Origin of the sequence: Bradyrhizobium erythrophlei, from assembly GCF_900129505.1 — a bacterium.
Taxonomy (GTDB): Bacteria; Pseudomonadota; Alphaproteobacteria; order Rhizobiales; family Xanthobacteraceae; genus Bradyrhizobium; species Bradyrhizobium erythrophlei_D.
Window position 1 is genome coordinate 6868796 of record NZ_LT670818.1, and the last position, 17147, is coordinate 6885942.

Consider the following 17147-nt stretch of genomic DNA (forward strand, 5'->3'; position numbering starts at 1 on the left):
TTCAGATTCCGAGATAGGCCTGCCTGACCCGTGGATCCGCCATCAGGCCGGGCGCAGGACCCTCAATCGCAAACCGCCCCTGCTCCAGCACATAGCCGTGGTCGGCCACTTCGAGCGCCAGCGCGGTGTTCTGTTCGACGACCAGAATGGTAAGTCCCTGCGCCGCCAGCCGGCGCACCGCGACGAAGATCTCGTCGACGACGATCGGCGCCAGGCCGAGGCTGGTTTCGTCGAGCAGCAACAGCCGCGGCGAGGCCATCAGCGCGCGCGCGATCGCGACCATCTGCTGCTCGCCGCCCGACAGCGTGCCGGCCCGCTGCGCCCTGCGCTCGCGCACTCGGGGAAACAGCTCGAGCACCATAGCGAGGTTCTCGTCACGCCTGGGACGCGCGACCGGCGACGACGAGCTGACCAGCAGATTCTCAAACACGGTCATATCGGAAAACAATCGCCGGCCTTCCGGCACCTGCACGAGCCCGGCCCGAACGATGTCCTGCGGCGGCATCCCGACGATGTCGCGCCCGTCGTAGCTGATCGTTCCTGCCTCGGCAGGAACGATCCCGGATATCGTGCGCAGAAGTGTCGTCTTGCCGGCGCCGTTGGCGCCGATCAGCGCGGTAATGCTGCCCGCCGCAATCGAGAGGTCGATTCCCCTCAGCACGGGCACATCGCCGTAACCGGCGCGGAGGCCTCTGACATCAAGCAGCGCCATGATGCCTCCTGCCGAGATAGGCCTCGATCACCGCCGGCTCGGCGGCAACCGCGGCCGGCAGCCCCTCCGCAATCTTGCGCCCGTTGGCCATCACGACCAGGCGATCCGACAACGACATGATCGCGCGCATGACGTGTTCGACGATGAGCAGCGCGATGCCACCGCTGCGGATATCGGCGAGGATCACCATAATCTCGTCGATCTCGGCCGGCGTCAGGCCGGCCATCACCTCGTCGAGCAGCAGCAGCCGTGGACGGGTGGCCAGCGCGCGCGCAATCTCCAGCCGTTTCTTTTCCGGAAGCGACAGGTTGCGCGCCAGTGCGACAGCCCGATGATCGAGCTTGACGCGGTTCAGGACCGCCATCGCCTCAGCGCGCGGGTCCGATGTCTCGCGGTTCGGACCGACCACCCCGGCGATGACATTTTCCAGCACGGAGACATCGCGAAACGGCTGGACGATCTGGAAGGTGCGGCCGATACCCAGCCGCGCCAGGCGATGCGGTGGCTGTCCGGTGATATCCCGGCCGTCGAACGTCACCGTTCCCTTGGTCGGGCGGATGAAGCCGGAGATGGTCTCGAACAGCGTGGTCTTGCCGGCGCCGTTCGGGCCGATCAGGCCGACGATCTCGTGGCCGGCAAGATCGAACGACACTTCGTCGACCGCCCGCAAGCCGCCGAACCAGCGCGAGACACCGCGGACCTGCAGCAGCGGCGGGTTCATTTCCGCCTCCGCGTCATTGAATCCGCAAACAAACCCCAGAGCCCTCGCGGCGCCAGCCGCATCGCCAGAATCAGGATGACGCCGTAGACGATGAGATGAATGCCGGCGAGCCTGCCCGCCAGCATGCCGCGCAAGAGCTCGGTCAGGGGTACCAGGACCACGGCGCCGAGCAGCGGACCGAACAGCGAGCCGAGGCCGCCGACAAAAGAGAACACCAGCGCATCGATCGAAAGCGGCACGCCGAGCACGGATTCAGGGTCGATGAACAGCACGTAATTGGCGTAGACCGGCCCGACCAAAGCCGCCAACGCCCCGCTGATCGCAGCGGCAATCACCTTTCCCTGCACCACGTCGATACCGAGCGCCGCCGCGGAGCGCTCATTCTCCCTGATCGCCAGAAAGACGTAGCCGAGACGCGAGCGATGGATGGCAAGGATGACGGCCGATACGATGGCGAGAATTGCGAGCGCCGCGTAACAGAAACCGAGCTTGGAGCCGAATTGCAAGTTCGCGAAATCGGGTTTCGACGGGATCGCCAATCCGTTGGCGCCGCCGAGCGCTGGGACGTTGCTGACGATATGCAGCGCCATTTCGGCCAGCGCGAGCGTGACCAGCGCGAAATAGACGCCCGACAATTTGCGGCGAAAAACCGTGTAGCCCATCAGTGCGCCGAGTGCGCCGCCGATGGCCGCGGCGGCGATCAGGCCGAGCCAGGGACTGACGCCGAAATTGAGATACAGCGCGGTCGAGACGTAGGCTCCGGCGCCGACGAACAACGCGTGCCCAAGCGACATCTGTCCGGCCATCCCGCCCAGGATATTCCAGGCCAGCGCAACCGAGCCGTAAAGTGCCACCAGCACGAAGATGTGCTGCCCATAGATGGACAACAAAGGTGCCACGCCGGCCAGCAGCGCGACCGCGAGGCCGAGGACAAGCATCGGTCTCATAGCCTGCGCCCTCCCAAAAGCCCCTCCGGCTTGAACAGCAGGAACAGGATGAAGATGGCGTAGGTGATGATGAAATTGATCGAGCCGCCCGTCACCAGACCGCCGACCGCTTCGACGAGGCCGATGATGAATCCGCCTATCAGCGCGCCGGCGAAATTGCCCATGCTGCCGAGCACCACGACGATGAACGCGGTCAGCGTGAAGTTAGAGCCGACCGAAGGACTGACATAATTGAACGGCGCGATCAGCGGCGCCACCAGGCCGAGCGAGCCGACGCCGATGCAGAATGCCAGCAGATACATCCGGTCGACGTTGACGCCGCTCATCAGCGCCGCATCGCGGTCCTGCGCCGCCGCACGGATCAGCCGGCCAAGTTCAGTCGAACGCAGAAACCAGTACAGCCCGAGGCAGAGCGCGATCGACACCGCACTGGCGATCAGGGCTGCAGCCTGGATGAACACATTGCCGACCCGCACGATATGCCCTGACAGCACGGACGGGATGGCGTGGAGGTCCGCCGTGAAAAGCGCCAGCATGGCGTTCTGCAGGATCAGCGACAATCCGAGCGTCACCACGATCTGGTTGTGCTCGGGTGCCGTGATGACCGGCGCGATCAGCAATTTGTAGGTAAAGGCGGCTGCCAGCGTGACCAGCGGCAGCACGAGAACGAGCGAAACATAGGGATCGAGCCCGAGCCAGGTCGCGCCGAGATAGGTCAGATACAGCCCGACCGCGAGAAAATCGCCATGTGCGAAATTGACGATCCGCAGCACGCCGAACGTCATGGTCAGCCCAACCGCGACGATGGCGTAGACGCCACCGAGCAGCAGCCCGTCCGCGAGCGCCTGGGGAAGAAGCGGCAACAAGTCCATCAGGGGGCCGTCCCGCCGGGCCTTTGCTGCAGCATCTCTCCGCCCACGACGCCTTCTCCCTGCCGTTTGCTTGCTTGTCGCGCCGATCTGGAGCCGGCGGTGCCCCGGGCGCAGTTTGCTGCCGTCCAGCCTGCGGCCTCCGGCATCATCGCCGAACCCCGCAGCCCGACAGGACTGGCCATTGGACAGACCATTGATGCATTTTGCCTCGAGGCCGTCAAGGACGTTCGGTTCCGCTGTCCATCGCGGCTGGGTTGGTATAAAGGATGAGTGCCCGCATCGGTGGCGGGTTCGAACGAGGTGGACAGAGCTTTGACCAGGAAGACGACGACCGTCGCAACCACGCCGGCCCGGGCCAGGAAGCCCTCGGCGCGGCGGCTTCCGGCCAAGACGGCCGAGCCTGTGGCGAAAGACCGGTCACAACCGCGGTTCGCGCCGATCCGCACCAAGCGAGTATTCGAGGAAATCTGCGAACAGGTCCGCCGCGAGATGGCCGCGGGCTCGCTTCGTCCCGGCGACAAGCTGCCGGCCGAACGGGAGCTTGCCGCAAAACTCGGCGTCAGCCGGGCGGCAGTCCGCGAAGCCTTGCGCAGCCTGGAGATCGCCGGAGTGGTCGGCCTGCACAAGGGCGCGCGCGGCGGCGCCTTCATCCTCAAGGGCGATCCCGATCTCGTCACCCGGTCGATCCGCGACATGTTCCATCTTGGCCGCATCTCGCTGGACAATCTGACGGAAGCCCGCACGCTGGTAATGCAGCTCGCCATGCAGCTTGCCTGCGAGCGGATCCGGCCGACCACGGTGGCCGCGCTCGAGAAAAACGTCGATCGGCTGACCACCCTTCCCGTATCCGGCAAGGCCTCGGAACGCGTTGCGATCAGCGCGGAATTCTATCGCCTGATCTCGCAGGCGACCGACAATACCGTGATGCAGGTGATCATCGAAGCCCTGACCGATATCGTGCTGCAGCAGGTCGAGGAATCCAACATCGAGTTCTTTCCAAACCTGATCGCACACCGGCGACGGCTGGTCGAATACATTGCGACCCGCCAGGTCGACGAGGCCAAGCGGGAAATGACCGAGCATCTCCAGCGCCTTCGCCGCCATCTGATGCGTGCCGAACGCACCGCCGCCGAGAACAAGACGGTGCGGGCGCTGGCCGAAGAAGCCTCGCAGTAAAATTCCCTTTAAGCACGCCCCGAAACCGGCGCGGCTCTTTAGCCTGCGCCGCGCAGGCATGCGCGCCGGCCGCGCGCGCCATGCCGATTCGGCCGTTTGACATTCGCGCCGACCTGCTCCTAGTATGGTCTGACCAATGAACCTTAAGCAAAGAAATTGAAAATGACCGACACCGGATGCTCGATGGCCGAACTGCAGGCAGTGCTGCTGGCGCGCGATCTGCGCGACGGCGAAAAAGCCATCGTCGGGACCAACAGCGACGTCCAGGTGGCGGCCTGCAATCTCGCCCGCAGCCTTCAGGCGCCGACGCTGTGGTGGGTGTCGGGCCCCGGCGGCATGGTCAATTGCAATGAGCCGGTGATCCGCTCGACCGCCCGCACCGAGAATATCGCCTGGAGCGAGGCGATGATGGACCTGCCGCAGATGGTCGACTTTATCGACTGGAAGATCCATTTCTTCGATTTCGCGATTCTCGGCGCCATCCAGGTCGACCGCTTCGGCAACATCAACACCGTCTGCGTCGGATCGCATGACAAGCCGCGGCTGCGCGGCCCCGGCACGGTCGGCATCAGCGCCCTCACCGCCTTGGCGCGGCGCTTCTATGTCGTGATGGCGCGCCACGACCGCGGCAGTTTTCCCGAACGCGTCGACTTCCTCAACGGCCCCGGTTTTCTCGACGGCGGCACGTCGCGCACCGATCGCGGCCTGCCCGAGGGCGGCCCCAAGCTTGTCTTGAGCCCGTTCGGGATATTCGATTTCGAACCGGTGTCGAAACAGATGCGCGTGATGTCGCTGCATCCGGGCGTGGCGATCGAGCAGGTCCAGAAGGCCACCGGTTTTGAGCTTGTCATTGAGAGAACGCCGCCGGTGACCGCGATGCCGACGGCTGAAGAGCTGCGCGTGCTGCGCGAAAACGTCGATCAGACCGGCGTGCTGCGCGAGCGGCGTCGGGCCTGATCCAAAAGCAAAACAACAATCCAGAGGAAACATCCATGTATCTGACCGAAGAGCAGACCGCGTTCGTCGACAGCATCAAGAAGATGGTCGAACGCCATGTCGTACCGATCGCCGCCGAGATCGACGCGACCGACCGCTTTCCCGAAGAGCTGGTGCCGATCTTCGGCGATATGGGCCTGCTGCAGCAATGGGTGCCCGAACAATATGGTGGACCCGGCGGCAACCTCACTTTGCTCTGCCTCGCCAAGCACGAGATCGCCAAGGTTTCGATGGCGTGCTCGATCCTGGCCGGCCAGAATTCCATCGGCATGATCCTGCCGCTCTTGCATTTCGGGACCGAGGCGCAGCGGCAGCGGTTTCTTCCCATGGTCGCCAAGGGGCGGACCCTGACTGCGGTCTGCATGTCCGAACCGCATTGCGGCTCTGACGTCGCCGCCATGAAGACCAAGGCGGTGCGCGACGGCGACTCCTACGTCATCAACGGCGAGAAATGCTTCATCACCTTCGGCAGCGTGGCGCACTGGGTGCTGCTGTTCGCGCGGACCTCCGAGGGACGCGGCGTCAACGGCATCAGCGCGTTCCTGGTCGACACCAAGACGCCGGGCTTCAAGGTCGGACGCAACGAGAAGAAGATGGGGCTCGGCGGCGTCCCCAATGTGCAGCTGTTCTTCGAGAACATGCGGGTGCCGGCCGAGAACCGGCTCGGCGAAGAGGGCCAGGGTTTTAAGGCCTGCATGCACATTCTCGACCTCAACCGCCCGACGGTCGCGGCCGCGTCGATCGGCATCGGCCAGGGCGCGCTCGACGCGGCGATCGCCTATGCCAAGGAGCGCAACGCGTTCGGCAAGCCGATCGCAAGTTTCCAGGGCCTGCAGTGGATGATCGCGGACATGGCTATGCAGCTGGAGGCCGCCCGCTGCCTGCTGTTCGAATGCACCCGGCAGGTGGACATGGGCGACTTCAGCCAGCTCTCGATGATGGCCTCGATGGCCAAGTGTTTCGGCAGCGACGTCGCGATGAAGGTGACGACCGATGCCGTGCAGATTTTCGGCGGCGTCGGCTATTTCAAGGACTATCCGGTCGAGCGCATGATGCGCGACGCCAAGATCAACCAGATCTGGGAAGGCACCAACCAGATCCAGCGCGTCGTGATCTCGCGCCATCTTTTGGGTAGGGACGCCTGATGTCCAAGCTCAAAACGCTTTCCGACGCCCTCGACGGCATCGAGGACGGCGCGACCGTCGGCATCGGCGGCTGGATTTTCAATTCGCAGCCGATGGCGCTGGTGCGCGAGCTGATCCGCCGCAACAAGCGTAATCTGAAGCTGGTGCCTGCCCCCGGCAGCATCGCGCCCGACATGCTGATCGGCGCCGGCTGCGTCGCCGAGACCGGATGCGTGTTCATCAGCTTCGAGCAGTTCGGGCTGGCGCCGCATTTCCGTCGCGCCGCCGAGTCCGGCACGGTAAAAATCCATGAGCTGGACGGTCCGGCGATCGCCGGCGGCCTGCGCGCCGCGGCGTGCGATCTGCCCTACGGCCTGATTCCGGACATGTGCACCGACCTTCCGCGCGTCAATCCACGGACCTACCAGCCCGTGCCACGCGCGCCGGGCGAGCGACCAATGTTGAGAGTGCCGGCGATCCATCTCGACGTGGTGCTGCTGCACGCCCAGCAAGCCGACATATCAGGCAATGTGCAATATTTCGGGCCGGTGTTCTTCGACGTGCTGATGGCGCAGGCGGCGAGAAAGGTCATCGTCTCGGTCGACCGCATCGTGCCCAGCGAGGTGATCCGGCGCGACAATCATCTGACAAAACTGCCGTCGGCCTTCGTGCATAGCGTGGTCGAGGCGCCATTCGGCGCCCATCCGACATCGAGCGGCGGGCTGTACGAAGCCGACGACGGGCATCTGGAAGAATACGTCCGGGCGAGCGGCGGCGCCACATCGTTCGAACAGTATCTCGACACGTATGTCAGGAGCGCGGCCTCGCCTCAGGCTTATCACAAGCGGATCGGCAGTCCGCATTTGCGCGAACCCGTGCCGTATGGGGTGCGGTGATGACCGGGCCCTCCTCCGCACCGAAACCGCGGCCGGGCCCGATGCAGGGCATCCGGGTGCTTGACTTCACCGCGATGCTGGCCGGCCCGCATTGCGCGCGCCTGATGGCTGACCTCGGCGCTGAGGTCATCAAGGTCGAGGGGCTCGAGGGCGACCTGATCCGTGCGCGGCCGCCGCTGCGTGAGGGCAACAGCAGCTATTTCGGTGCGCTCAATTGCGGCAAGAAGAGCCTGGCGATCGACCTGAAGAGCGATGCCGCCAAGCCGATTATTTATGACCTTGCCAAGTTGTGCGACGTCGTGGTCGAGAACTTTCGCCCCGGGGTGATGACACGACTGGGCTTCGACTATGCCTCGCTCAAGAAGCAAAATGCAAAACTGATCTACTGCTCGATCTCCGGCTATGGACAGTCGGGTCCCGGCGCCACCCGCGCCGCCTATGCGCCGATCGTCCACGCCGCCAGCGGCTACGATGCCGCCAATCTCAGCTACCAGACCGAGCAGGAGTACCCGGCGTCAACCGGCATCTTCATCGCCGACATTCTCTCCGGCGCTTACGCCTTTGGCGCCATCCAAGCCGCCCTCTTCCACCGCGAGCGAACCGGCGAAGGACAGGCCGTGGACGTCTCGCTGATGGACTCTATGCTGAACCTGATGGTTTTCGAATGCCAGGAGGCGCAGTTCCCGAGCCAGCAGAAGCGCCCCGTTTACGTGCCCATGAAATCCTCAGACGGCCATGTCATCATCGCCCCGATCAGCCAGAAGAATTTCGAGCAGATGGCCGACGCGATGCAGCAGCCCGAGCTCAAAACCGACGAGCGGTTTGCGACCAATGCCGGGCGCGTGCGGCACTGGACCGAATTGATGGCGATTATCGAACGATGGACCGAACAACGTGGCGGCATCGAAATCGAATCCATCATGGACGCCGGCAGCGTTCCCTGCTCGCGATTCCTGACAGCCGCGGAAGCGATGAAGGATCCGCAACTGGCCGAGCGAGGCAGCCTCTCGACGATCAAGGACGGCGCCGGAGAATTCCTGGTGCCCAACGCTCCGTTTCAATTCACAATGCCGACCGCAGCCGGCCCATCCGTGTCCGCGCTCGGGGCTGACAGCAGGGAATTACTATCGGATCTGCTCGGCCTGTCCGATCAAGAGATCGAGAGCTTACAAAAGCAGCGTGTTCTTTCGCTCGGGGAATAGTCGGAGAACTCCGATGCGATTCCATGCGCGCAGCCAGACGACCGCTTTGCGCCAGGACCGGCCGTTCACTGGACGCCGGTTTTTGAACCAACTCGGACATCGGCAACGATGTATGCCGACGTGCCCTCCGGTTTCAATGCGCGGGTTTCAACGGCCGCCAGACGCTAAGCAACGGTCGGAAGGAGGCGCTCCACTTCTTCCAGCAGCTCCGCGATCGCCTTGCGATCACCCGAGAGATGTCGCAGCAGGCATCGCTGGAACAGTCCATCAAACAGCGCATAGAGGGCGCCCCGGGAGACAACAGGCTGTCGACCACCAAGCGAGGCAAAGCGGGACGCGACGCGCCATACCATATCTTCCAGGCTCTTGTCGATCTCGGCGACGTCGTCGCGAAAGGCCTCTTCAAACAGGGACTGCGAGCGGAGGTCGTACCACAGGCGATGCATCCGAGCCTCGTCGCGAACCGTCTCACCGAGCTTTTCCAGAAAACCCTTCATCAGCTCGTCGCGCGTTCGCGCCGCCGACGTGATCTGGTCGTAGCGCGTAACGCACTTCGCCTTGTAGTGACGAACACAACAGCAGATCAGGTCCACCTTGTCGCTGAAGTAATAGTGCAGCACGCCGTGGGTAAACTCGGATTTCTGCGCGATCTCGCGCAGGCTGGTCCGCGCATAACCGAGCTCAGCCAGGGTTTCCAACGCGGCCTCGGCAAGTTCGCTTCGCCGCGCACTGAACTTGTCGACACGCGCACGCTCGATTCGATCCGAGGGCCTATTCGACCGCCTGGTCGTTTCAATTTTCCGCTGCGTCACTCCAGATTCCCTGCGCACACCTAAACTCCGAATCAGCGCATCGCCTCGCCAGCAATCATGCCCCGAAGCGCCCCGTGAAATCATCCTGCACCCTCGTGGTTCAAGGATTACTTGACAAGTGTATGGATTTTGGACAATCGTCAAGAAAATCTTGGACAAGTGTCAAGTTTCCAAGCATCGCAGCGCGAAGAGGCTGCGCACGGGGAGGAAGAGCAGGCAGCACATCCACGCTGCCCAACCGTTCATTCCGGTCAGCCGATCGTCTTTTCTGATGAGCAACAGGCTCGCCCACCGGGCGGCTGCCTCTCGCTCGGCAGACGACGGCGCGTCACAACAATGAAATCACAAAGGGAGGAGCATGGGATGAGTGAAAAACGTCTGGCAGGCCGCAAGGCTCTTGTCACTGGCGGCGCGCGAGGCATCGGCGCCGCGATCGCAGAAGCGCTTACGAATGCCGGCGCTTCCGTGATGATCGGCGACATTCTCGCCGATCTCGGCAAGGAAACCGCCGGCCGTCTTGCAAAAACAGACGCCAAGACTGGCTTTGTGGAACTGAACGTTACCGACGACGCGCAATGGGAGAAGGCTGTCGCAGCCACCATCGCCACGCTCGGTGGCTACGACATCTTGATCAACAATGCAGGCATCGAGATTACCTCGCTCGTCATCGATCTTAAGGCTGAGGATCTGCGCCGGATGTGCGATGTCAACATCGTCGGCACCGGTCTCGGCATGAAGCACGCGTTTCGCGCGATGCGACCTGGCGGAGGTGCAGGTGCCGGCGGCGCCATCGTCAATATCGCGTCGGTCGCGGCCACGATCGCGTTCCCGGCCATTGCTGGATACTCCGGCACCAAATCGGCCGTTGACCGCATGACGCGGGTCGCCGCGATGGAAGCGGGCAAGCTCGGTTACGGCGTGCGGGTCAACTGTCTCTATCCCGGGCTTGTCCCCACCGATATGGGCATGCAACTGGCGAACGACATAGTCGCCGCAGGACTCGCGCCGGACGCCGGCGCCGCCGTCGCCTCGGTCGTCGAGCAGACGCCGCTTGGCCGGTTGGGCGAGGTCGGCGACATGGCCGACGCTGCTGTTTTCCTTTGCTCCAACGAGGCGCGCTTCATCACTGGTGTCGGTCTGCCGGTCGACGGCGGCATGGGCATGTAAATCGCCAAAGCAACGAATAGAAATTCGGGAGCATATGCCATGAGCGAGAAAAAGCCTGTCATCGTCTATGGCGTCTCCGGTTATACGGGGCGCCTCGTTTGTGAATATCTGCGAGAATACAACGTTCCCTTTATTGCCGCCGGCCGCGACGCGGCCAAAGTAAAGGCCGTTGTCGAAAAAATTCCCGGCATCGAAACCGCGGACTACGAAGTTGCCGAGGTTGAGCACACAGTCGAAGCGCTGACCAAGCTGTTTAAGGGCGCGCAGGTCGTCAGCAATATGGTCGGCCCATTTATCAAGTACGGCCCGGAAGTTGTCGAAGCCTGTCTTGCTACCGGCTGCCATTATACTGATACGACAGGCGAACAGGACTGGGTGCTGCTGGCGCAGGAGCGGTGGGGGACAAAATTCGCGGCCAAAGGATTGCTGCTGGCGCCGAACGTCGCGCAGATGTACACGACGGGAGAAATCGCAGCGAACATATGCCTCGAAACGCCGGGCCTCGATACGCTCGACATCCTGGTGCTGTGGAAGGGGTTCCCGACCTATGCCTCGACGCAGACGATTTTCACTATCCTCAAGGCGAACTGGTACTATCTCGTCCAGAACAAATTTGTTGAATGGGATGTGACTGCCAATTTCGAGGTCAACGTTCCCGGTCAGCATGAGGGCGCCATCGCCGTGCCGTGGGGCGGCACCGCGCATCCGGTCTGGTTCAAGAACGATCCGCGCGTCTCCAATTGCAGGGTGCTCGGCGGCGTCATGCAGCGCGACGTCATGTTGGGTGTGGTTCAGACCCAGGAGATGGTGAAAGAGAAAATCAAGCCACTTCCGCCCGACCAGCAGGAGAAGGCACTGGCCGACATCGCGGCAACGCTGCAAGCAACCATGCCGCCGCGCGAAAATCCGCGCATCAATACTTCGATCGACTCCGTCTATGCATCGGGACCGCTCGGTCGCGCCCATTGCGTGATCCACGGGAATTGCAATTACAAGCAGACCGGAATGCTGCAGGCCTACGCCGCATTCGCGCTGCTGCAGACTGCTCCCAAGAAGGTTGGCTTTGCCTCCGCCTGTCAGGCGTTCGGGCATCGGGAACTGCTAGGCCAGTTGCGAAGCTTTGGACTGGTGATGAACCCAATTCTGACGGTTCACAATTGATGCAACCGGGTGGCGGGTACGACCGCGCCACCCGCTTTTTTCCGGGAGGTAGTCCGTGCGGCTTGTCGACTATCTGGATAAGGGCGCGTCTCTTGGTGCTGAAGCTCCATGCCTGACCATGGACGGAAAGGACCTGAGCTATGGTGACGTGCAGCGCCTCAGCTATCGGATAGCACACGGACTCGCCAATTCCGGCGTTACCCCCGGGGAGAAAGTCGCGATCTTGTCCGGCAACGATCCGATCGCCTTTGCCTGCGTATTCGGCATTTCGCGCGCCGGAGCCGTCTGGTGTCCGATCAATCCACGCAACGAGGCGGCGGAAAACCAGTTCATCCTCGATGCGTTCGATTGCAGCCTGTTGCTGTTTCACAGCGGCTTCGCGCCGATGGTCGACAAATTAAGGCCTCATCTGCCGAAGCTGCGCAAGCTCGTATGTCTCGACACCGATATGCCTTTCGCGCCGTCGTTCGAGCGTTGGCTTGCCAACATCGACGGCCAGCCCTTTCAGCGCGATCCCGTTGATGATCTTGCGCTCCTACCCGGCACCGGCGGAACGACCGGCAAACCCAAAGGCGTGATGCTCTCGGGACGCAACATCGAAACGATGACTGCGTTGACCCTGATGGGCTATCCGTTCAAGGGGCGCCCGACCTATCTTGCGCTCGCGCCGCTGACGCATGCTGCCGGTGTGCTGTGTTTTCCCATCATGGTACTGGGAGGCAGCGTGGTAATCATGCATCATCCAGACATCGGCGAATTCCTCGATCTGATCGCGCGCTACCGGGTCACGCACACATTCCTTCCGCCAACCGTCATCTACATGCTGCTGGATCATCCGAAGCTCGAAAGCGCTGATCTCAGCTCGCTGCAATGTTTCTGGTACGGCGCGGCCCCGATTTCGGTGGCGCGCCTGACCGAGGCGCTCGAAAAGATCGGCCCGATGGCGCAGCTCTTTGGGCAGACCGAAGCACCGATGATGATCTCGATGATGCCGCCTGAGGACCATTACAATCCCGACGGTTCGATCGCGACTGAACCTTTTGTCGTCGGCGGGCCGTGTCGGACCGCTGGTTCGGGTCGGCATCATGGATGGCGACGGCAATCTGATGCCGGCCGGAGAACGCGGCGAAATCGTCGTTCGTGGATCGCTGGTGATGGATGGGTACTACAAGAACGCCGAAGCAACGGCGGAGGCCTCCGTGCACGGCTGGCATCATACGGGTGATATCGGATACCTGAACGCGGACAATTTCCTTTACATCGTCGATCGCGCAAAAGACATGATCATTACGGGCGGTTTCAACGTCTATTCCGTCGAAGTTGAGAACGCCCTTCAGGCCCACGAAGCCATTCAGGATTGTGCCGTCATCGGCTTGCCCGACGAGAAGTGGGGCGAACGCGTTGTCGCTGTGGTGCAGCCGAGAGCAGGACGCACCGTCGATGTCGCCGCGGTATCGGCCTTCGTGAAGCACCGGGTCGGGAGCGTCAAAACGCCGAAGCAGATTGAAGTATGGGATGACCTTCCCCGCTCCAAAGTCGGCAAGGTGCTGAAATCAGAGATCCGTGCCAGGATGCTGGCCAACGACGGGAAGACCTGACGACGGCTCAGCAAGTACTGGTAGCTGAGGAAGGCATGATCCGCACCAGGACTCGTTGATCAGAGCCAGAAGATGACGATGGCGGCGATGCAGATCGCCGGTATGAAGTTCCGCGCGCAGCGATCGTCGGCTGAACGTCTCCTTTGCCAGAACCGGACCTTCCTCAAATGTTGCTTTTGACCCCATCTGAGACATCAGCCGCGCATTTGCCGTAGAGCAGCACCTCGTCCCCGCACACAATCCGCGGGCGGTGTTACTGCGTCAGAAATCTATATGCGACAATCAGAGCCACCACGCTCGCGAAAATCAGCAGTGCCGGGAGGGATTTTCGGATCATTGGCCTCGTCGAATGGCGCGCGGCCGATAGACTGGGCTGAGGTTTAGGCCGTCTCTGGAACCGCACGACTTTGCCCTCTGTCGTTGGTGTGCGAGCCTTTGGTTCCGGCGCCGCGCCCACGCCTCCCATCTCGCTGTAGTAAGCGCTATAGACCTCGCGAACGGCCAGGGCCGTGGACTCGGCCTCGCTCATTGTCTCGAGTCGGGTTCGATAGTTAGTCAGAAAGCCCTGTGCGTTTGACGGAAGGTCATCGAAACCACCGAGCTTGGCCATCATCAGCCAAGTGGCAAAATCCGCCTCGGCCTTGGTGCGAGCTTTCTTGGCGATACTGGTGTTGGAGCTAGAGGACATGGTGGTCCGATTGGTTCGCCCGCCCAAACTCGCCGGCGTTCATGGCGATCGTTGGACAGTTCGCTTGGGTATCTCGGTTGACGTCAGGTGTCCCGCTTGGCGCCTGGCTTAGCGCGCGAGGATTTGCCCCTGCCGCCAAAGCCGCCAGGCGGGCGCTGGACCAAATTTAAACGGCGCTTGCCGGCCGGCATCGTTGATCCGACCAATCTGCTCCCTTGCGGAAAGTCGTGTATCTTGAGCGAGCCAAGAAGCTCGCTCACAAAGCCATCATCGAAAGGTTCGTGGCCGTGGTCCGTAGCAAAAATGCCTCGCCAACTTGGAGCGACGTTAGGGCTGCGCTCCTAGACTTCGATCGCGCGGGCCTTCTGAGCCTAGCGCAAGACCTCTACAATGCAAGCAAAGACAACCAAGCATTCTTGCATGCCCGCTTGGGCTTGGGACACGATCAGCTCCAACCCTTCAAAGCAAGTATTTCTAATTGGATATGTCCGGACCTAATGAAAAACCAACCCATATCGGTTTCAAGAGCCAAGAAGGCGATTGCGGATTACAGGAAAGCGATTGGGCGCCCGGATGGGATGGCGGAGCTGTCGATATTTTATTACGAAGAGGCTTTGGGCTTCCTGGAATCCTGCAGCATGGAAGATGAAAGCTACTTTGTTGCTCTAATCCGCATGTATGAACAGTCCCTCGAATTCGTATTGAGCCTACCTCCCGCGGAGCGCGCCAACTACCTCGAGCGTCTCGACAAGCTTAGATCGCGCGGGAGGCACGTCGGCTGGGGGGTTCCGGACGAACTCAATCGCCTTTGGTATGCTGCCGCTCTGGACGAGTTCCAGTGAATGGCGGCTAGTTGCGCCAGTTCAGCAAATTGATGAAGGGACGAAGCTGAACCGGGATGTCCATTTTTCATGCCGCTATCGTGGGAAAATCAGACGTAGCGTGGACATAGCCAAGACGACGCAGATGACCCGCAAAGGACTTGACCCATACGGCCTCCATACCCTCGCAAAAAACCGCCTGCTTACATTTTCAATCCTACAAAAATCAATTACTTTGGGCGGAAAGCATTCTGAAAAACAACTTTGCTTAGGGGTTCTTGTCGAATTGATAGTCTCGATGACAGAACTCCTCGCTCTTCAGGACAGACCCGCGAGGATCTCGAACGAAGAGGCGCGAAAATGTGCCTGCTCGGCCTACGGACGGATGCGCTAAAAGTCGCCTATCCGATTCTGTGGCCCGCCTCAGACGAAGCGTCCCACGTAACCGGCTCGGTACTTATGGTAGGCGGCGGCCAGTTGGCGAAGTGAGACAATGGCCGTCATACCAAAGGTAGCGCTTGATTTCCTGCTGCGACCGGCGACAATGACGTCGCGCCGGCATTCCGGTACCATGCCTTCCATAAGACGGGGAAAACTCGCTCGGCGACGGCAACACCAGTGCTGCGCGGGAGGGTGCCGGTATGGCGGTATGGATCATGCCCCGGCTGCAGTGCCTGCTCTGCAAAGAATTCACCCTGTCTCGCGCCGAACTCGCCACTGACGCGGGAAGCGCGGCAACACCAGCAAATGATTGTCGAGACAACGTGTTGCGCACGCGAGAACGTGCGCATGCGTTGAACTACGGAGGCGCGATAGTCTGAAAGGCACTCCAAGCCGGCGTCAGACCGGCCGAGGGGCAGAGGGGCATCACCACCAGGGAGGAATGCATGACGACAGTAACCCGACGAAAGGTTCTCAAGAGCGGTACCGCGCTCGTAAGCGGCATGGCCGGCATCCTGGCCACTGGCCGCGCGCCCGCGTTTGCACAGGGCACGACGGTACACTGGTTGCGCTGGAACGACTTCGTGCCGGCTTCCGATCAACTGCTTCGCAAGGAGCTGCTGCCTGAAGCCGAGAAGGCGCTCGGGATCAAGATCAATCTCGAGACGGTGAACGGTAACGACCTGCAGCCGCGCGTGACCGCGTCCGTTCAATCGGGAAGTGGTCCCGATCTCATTATGATCTTTAACAACCAGTCAGCCCTCTACGCGGAGAGCGTGGTCGACCTCAGCGATCTCGCCGAGGAGGTCTCGAGCAAGGAAGGCGGGCTCTACAAATACTCGCGCGCCGTTACCAGCGACGGCAAGAAATTCAACTCGATGCCGTGGACTATCGTCGGTGCCATGAACGCGTACCGCAAGTCCTGGTTCGAAGAGATCGGGGTCACGAAATTTCCCGAGACGTGGGACGCCTACTACGACGCCGGCAAGAAGTTGAAGGCAAAGGGCCGTCCGCTTGGCCAGGCTGTCAGCCATTCGTTCGGCGATCCGCCGACGTTCGTCTATCCGCTGCTATGGTCGTTCGGCGGCAAGGAGGTGGAAGCCGACGAGAAGACGGTGGCGATCAACAGCAAGAACACGATCGACTCCGTCAAGTTCATGACGGCCTTCTACAAGGATACCTGCGACGAGGGCGGCCTGGCGTGGGACGACACCAGCAACAACCGCGCGTTCCTGTCGCAGACCATCTCGTCGACGCTCAATGGCGCGTCCATCTACATCGAGTCGCTGCGCAATCCGGACAAGTACATCACCGAGAAGGGTGTGCCGCTGAAGACCGATATCCTGCACGCGCCTCTGCCCAAAGGACCACAGGGGCAGTTCGGTCTGCATACGTTCTTCTCGCACATGCTGATGAGCTACTCGCCGAACCAGAAGGCGGCGAAGGACCTGCTGAGGTGGGCGCATACTCCCACAAACTACGAGAAGTGGTTCATCTCACAGAAGGGCTTTGCCACGCCGCCGACGGCGCAATGGGAAAGCCACGAGCTGTGGGGCGCGGATCCGGTGATGGACCCCTTCAAGGTCGCAGGCAGGCTCGGCCAAGCCCCCGGCTTCGCCGGCCCCGCAGGCAAGAAGGCGGCCGAGGCGCTGACCAAGTACATCATCGTCGATATGTACGCGAAGGCAATCCAGGGCGGGTCGGCGGAGGATGCCGTGAAGTGGGCGGAAAGCGAGCTCAAGAAGATCTACACTTGAACACACACGCACATCGGGTCCACGCGGCTGCAAATTGGTAGTCGTATGTGCCGCGC

16 protein-coding genes and 2 pseudogenes are annotated in these 17147 nt (G+C 61.8%); 12 read left to right on the forward strand and 6 right to left on the reverse strand.

The features are described 5' to 3' along the window. Position 1: 1 nt before the first annotated feature. The 4 genes from B5525_RS32005 to B5525_RS32020 are packed head-to-tail and all read right to left on the reverse strand — an operon-like array spanning position 2 to position 3252. Entirely contained in the window at positions 2–706 is a 705-nt protein-coding gene (locus B5525_RS32005; protein WP_079574059.1) for an ABC transporter ATP-binding protein, read from the reverse strand. Further along, the gene (locus B5525_RS32010; protein ID WP_079569684.1) at positions 699–1433 is read right to left on the reverse strand and encodes an ABC transporter ATP-binding protein; all 735 of its coding nucleotides are present in this window, start codon (positions 1431–1433) and stop codon (positions 699–701) included. Before B5525_RS32010 ends, B5525_RS32005 begins: the two co-directional genes overlap by 8 nt. Next, positions 1430–2380 (reverse strand): branched-chain amino acid ABC transporter permease, encoded by a 951-nt coding sequence (locus B5525_RS32015; protein WP_079569685.1) that lies wholly within the window; start codon positions 2378–2380, stop codon positions 1430–1432. The genes B5525_RS32010 and B5525_RS32015 overlap by 4 nt, the downstream gene beginning before the upstream one ends. After that, positions 2377–3252 (reverse strand): branched-chain amino acid ABC transporter permease, encoded by an 876-nt coding sequence (locus B5525_RS32020; RefSeq protein ID WP_079569687.1) that lies wholly within the window; start codon positions 3250–3252, stop codon positions 2377–2379. The genes B5525_RS32015 and B5525_RS32020 overlap by 4 nt, the downstream gene beginning before the upstream one ends. Before the next feature lie 312 nt (positions 3253–3564). On the opposite strand from B5525_RS32020, the gene B5525_RS32025 reads away from it, so the two are divergent. The 5 genes from B5525_RS32025 to B5525_RS32045 all read left to right on the forward strand — a co-directional run bounded on the left by B5525_RS32025 (position 3565) and on the right by B5525_RS32045 (position 8646). Next, the gene (locus B5525_RS32025; RefSeq protein ID WP_079569688.1) at positions 3565–4428 is read left to right on the forward strand and encodes a FadR/GntR family transcriptional regulator; all 864 of its coding nucleotides are present in this window, start codon (positions 3565–3567) and stop codon (positions 4426–4428) included. Positions 4429–4590: 162 nt separating this feature from the next. After that, a complete protein-coding gene (locus tag B5525_RS32030; protein ID WP_079569690.1) occupies positions 4591–5385 on the forward strand; it encodes a CoA-transferase in 795 nt (264 codons plus the stop codon). A gap of 35 nt (positions 5386–5420) precedes the next feature. Next, positions 5421–6569: an acyl-CoA dehydrogenase family protein gene (locus B5525_RS32035; RefSeq protein WP_079569691.1), complete on the forward strand. Its 1149-nt coding sequence runs from the start codon at positions 5421–5423 to the stop codon at positions 6567–6569. Further along, positions 6569–7444, forward strand: coding sequence for a CoA transferase subunit A (locus B5525_RS32040; RefSeq protein ID WP_079569693.1), 876 nt, complete (start codon positions 6569–6571; stop codon positions 7442–7444). Before B5525_RS32035 ends, B5525_RS32040 begins: the two co-directional genes overlap by 1 nt. Then, the gene (locus B5525_RS32045; protein WP_079569694.1) at positions 7444–8646 is read left to right on the forward strand and encodes a CaiB/BaiF CoA transferase family protein; all 1203 of its coding nucleotides are present in this window, start codon (positions 7444–7446) and stop codon (positions 8644–8646) included. The genes B5525_RS32040 and B5525_RS32045 overlap by 1 nt, the downstream gene beginning before the upstream one ends. Before the next feature lie 164 nt (positions 8647–8810). Here the strand turns inward: B5525_RS32045 and B5525_RS32050 are convergent, their stop codons facing one another. Then, positions 8811–9458 (reverse strand): TetR/AcrR family transcriptional regulator, encoded by a 648-nt coding sequence (locus B5525_RS32050; protein WP_244567661.1) that lies wholly within the window; start codon positions 9456–9458, stop codon positions 8811–8813. A 129-nt stretch (positions 9459–9587) separates the two neighbouring features. On the opposite strand from B5525_RS32050, the gene B5525_RS32055 reads away from it, so the two are divergent. The 5 genes and pseudogenes from B5525_RS32055 to B5525_RS47345 all read left to right on the forward strand — a co-directional run bounded on the left by B5525_RS32055 (position 9588) and on the right by B5525_RS47345 (position 13384). Next, positions 9588–10625: an SDR family NAD(P)-dependent oxidoreductase gene (locus B5525_RS32055; RefSeq protein ID WP_244567662.1), complete on the forward strand. Its 1038-nt coding sequence runs from the start codon at positions 9588–9590 to the stop codon at positions 10623–10625. A 39-nt stretch (positions 10626–10664) separates the two neighbouring features. Continuing rightward, positions 10665–11786, forward strand: coding sequence for a DUF5938 domain-containing protein (locus B5525_RS32060; protein ID WP_079569699.1), 1122 nt, complete (start codon positions 10665–10667; stop codon positions 11784–11786). Between the two features lie 118 nt (positions 11787–11904). After that, positions 11905–12723, forward strand: a pseudogene (locus B5525_RS32065) (AMP-binding protein); the annotation flags it as partial. Positions 12724–12826: 103 nt separating this feature from the next. Next, positions 12827–12895: pseudogene (locus B5525_RS47610) on the forward strand (hypothetical protein); the annotation flags it as partial. 90 nt (positions 12896–12985) lie between these two features. After that, on the forward strand, positions 12986–13384 hold the full coding sequence (locus B5525_RS47345) for a class I adenylate-forming enzyme family protein (RefSeq protein WP_338075318.1): 399 nt from the start codon (positions 12986–12988) through the stop codon (positions 13382–13384). Positions 13385–13637: 253 nt separating this feature from the next. Here B5525_RS47345 and B5525_RS46755 read toward each other — a convergent pair whose 3' ends face one another. Further along, entirely contained in the window at positions 13638–14072 is a 435-nt protein-coding gene (locus tag B5525_RS46755) for a hypothetical protein (RefSeq protein ID WP_079569701.1), read from the reverse strand. A 227-nt stretch (positions 14073–14299) separates the two neighbouring features. Between B5525_RS46755 and B5525_RS32075 the strand changes: the two genes are divergently transcribed. Beyond that, positions 14300–14914 carry a hypothetical protein gene (locus B5525_RS32075; RefSeq protein ID WP_197687859.1) on the forward strand — a complete coding sequence of 205 codons (615 nt, stop codon included), beginning with the start codon at positions 14300–14302 and terminating at the stop codon, positions 14912–14914. 866 nt (positions 14915–15780) lie between these two features. Next, the gene (locus B5525_RS32080) at positions 15781–17091 is read left to right on the forward strand and encodes an ABC transporter substrate-binding protein (protein WP_079569702.1); all 1311 of its coding nucleotides are present in this window, start codon (positions 15781–15783) and stop codon (positions 17089–17091) included. Positions 17092–17147: the final 56 nt, after the last annotated feature.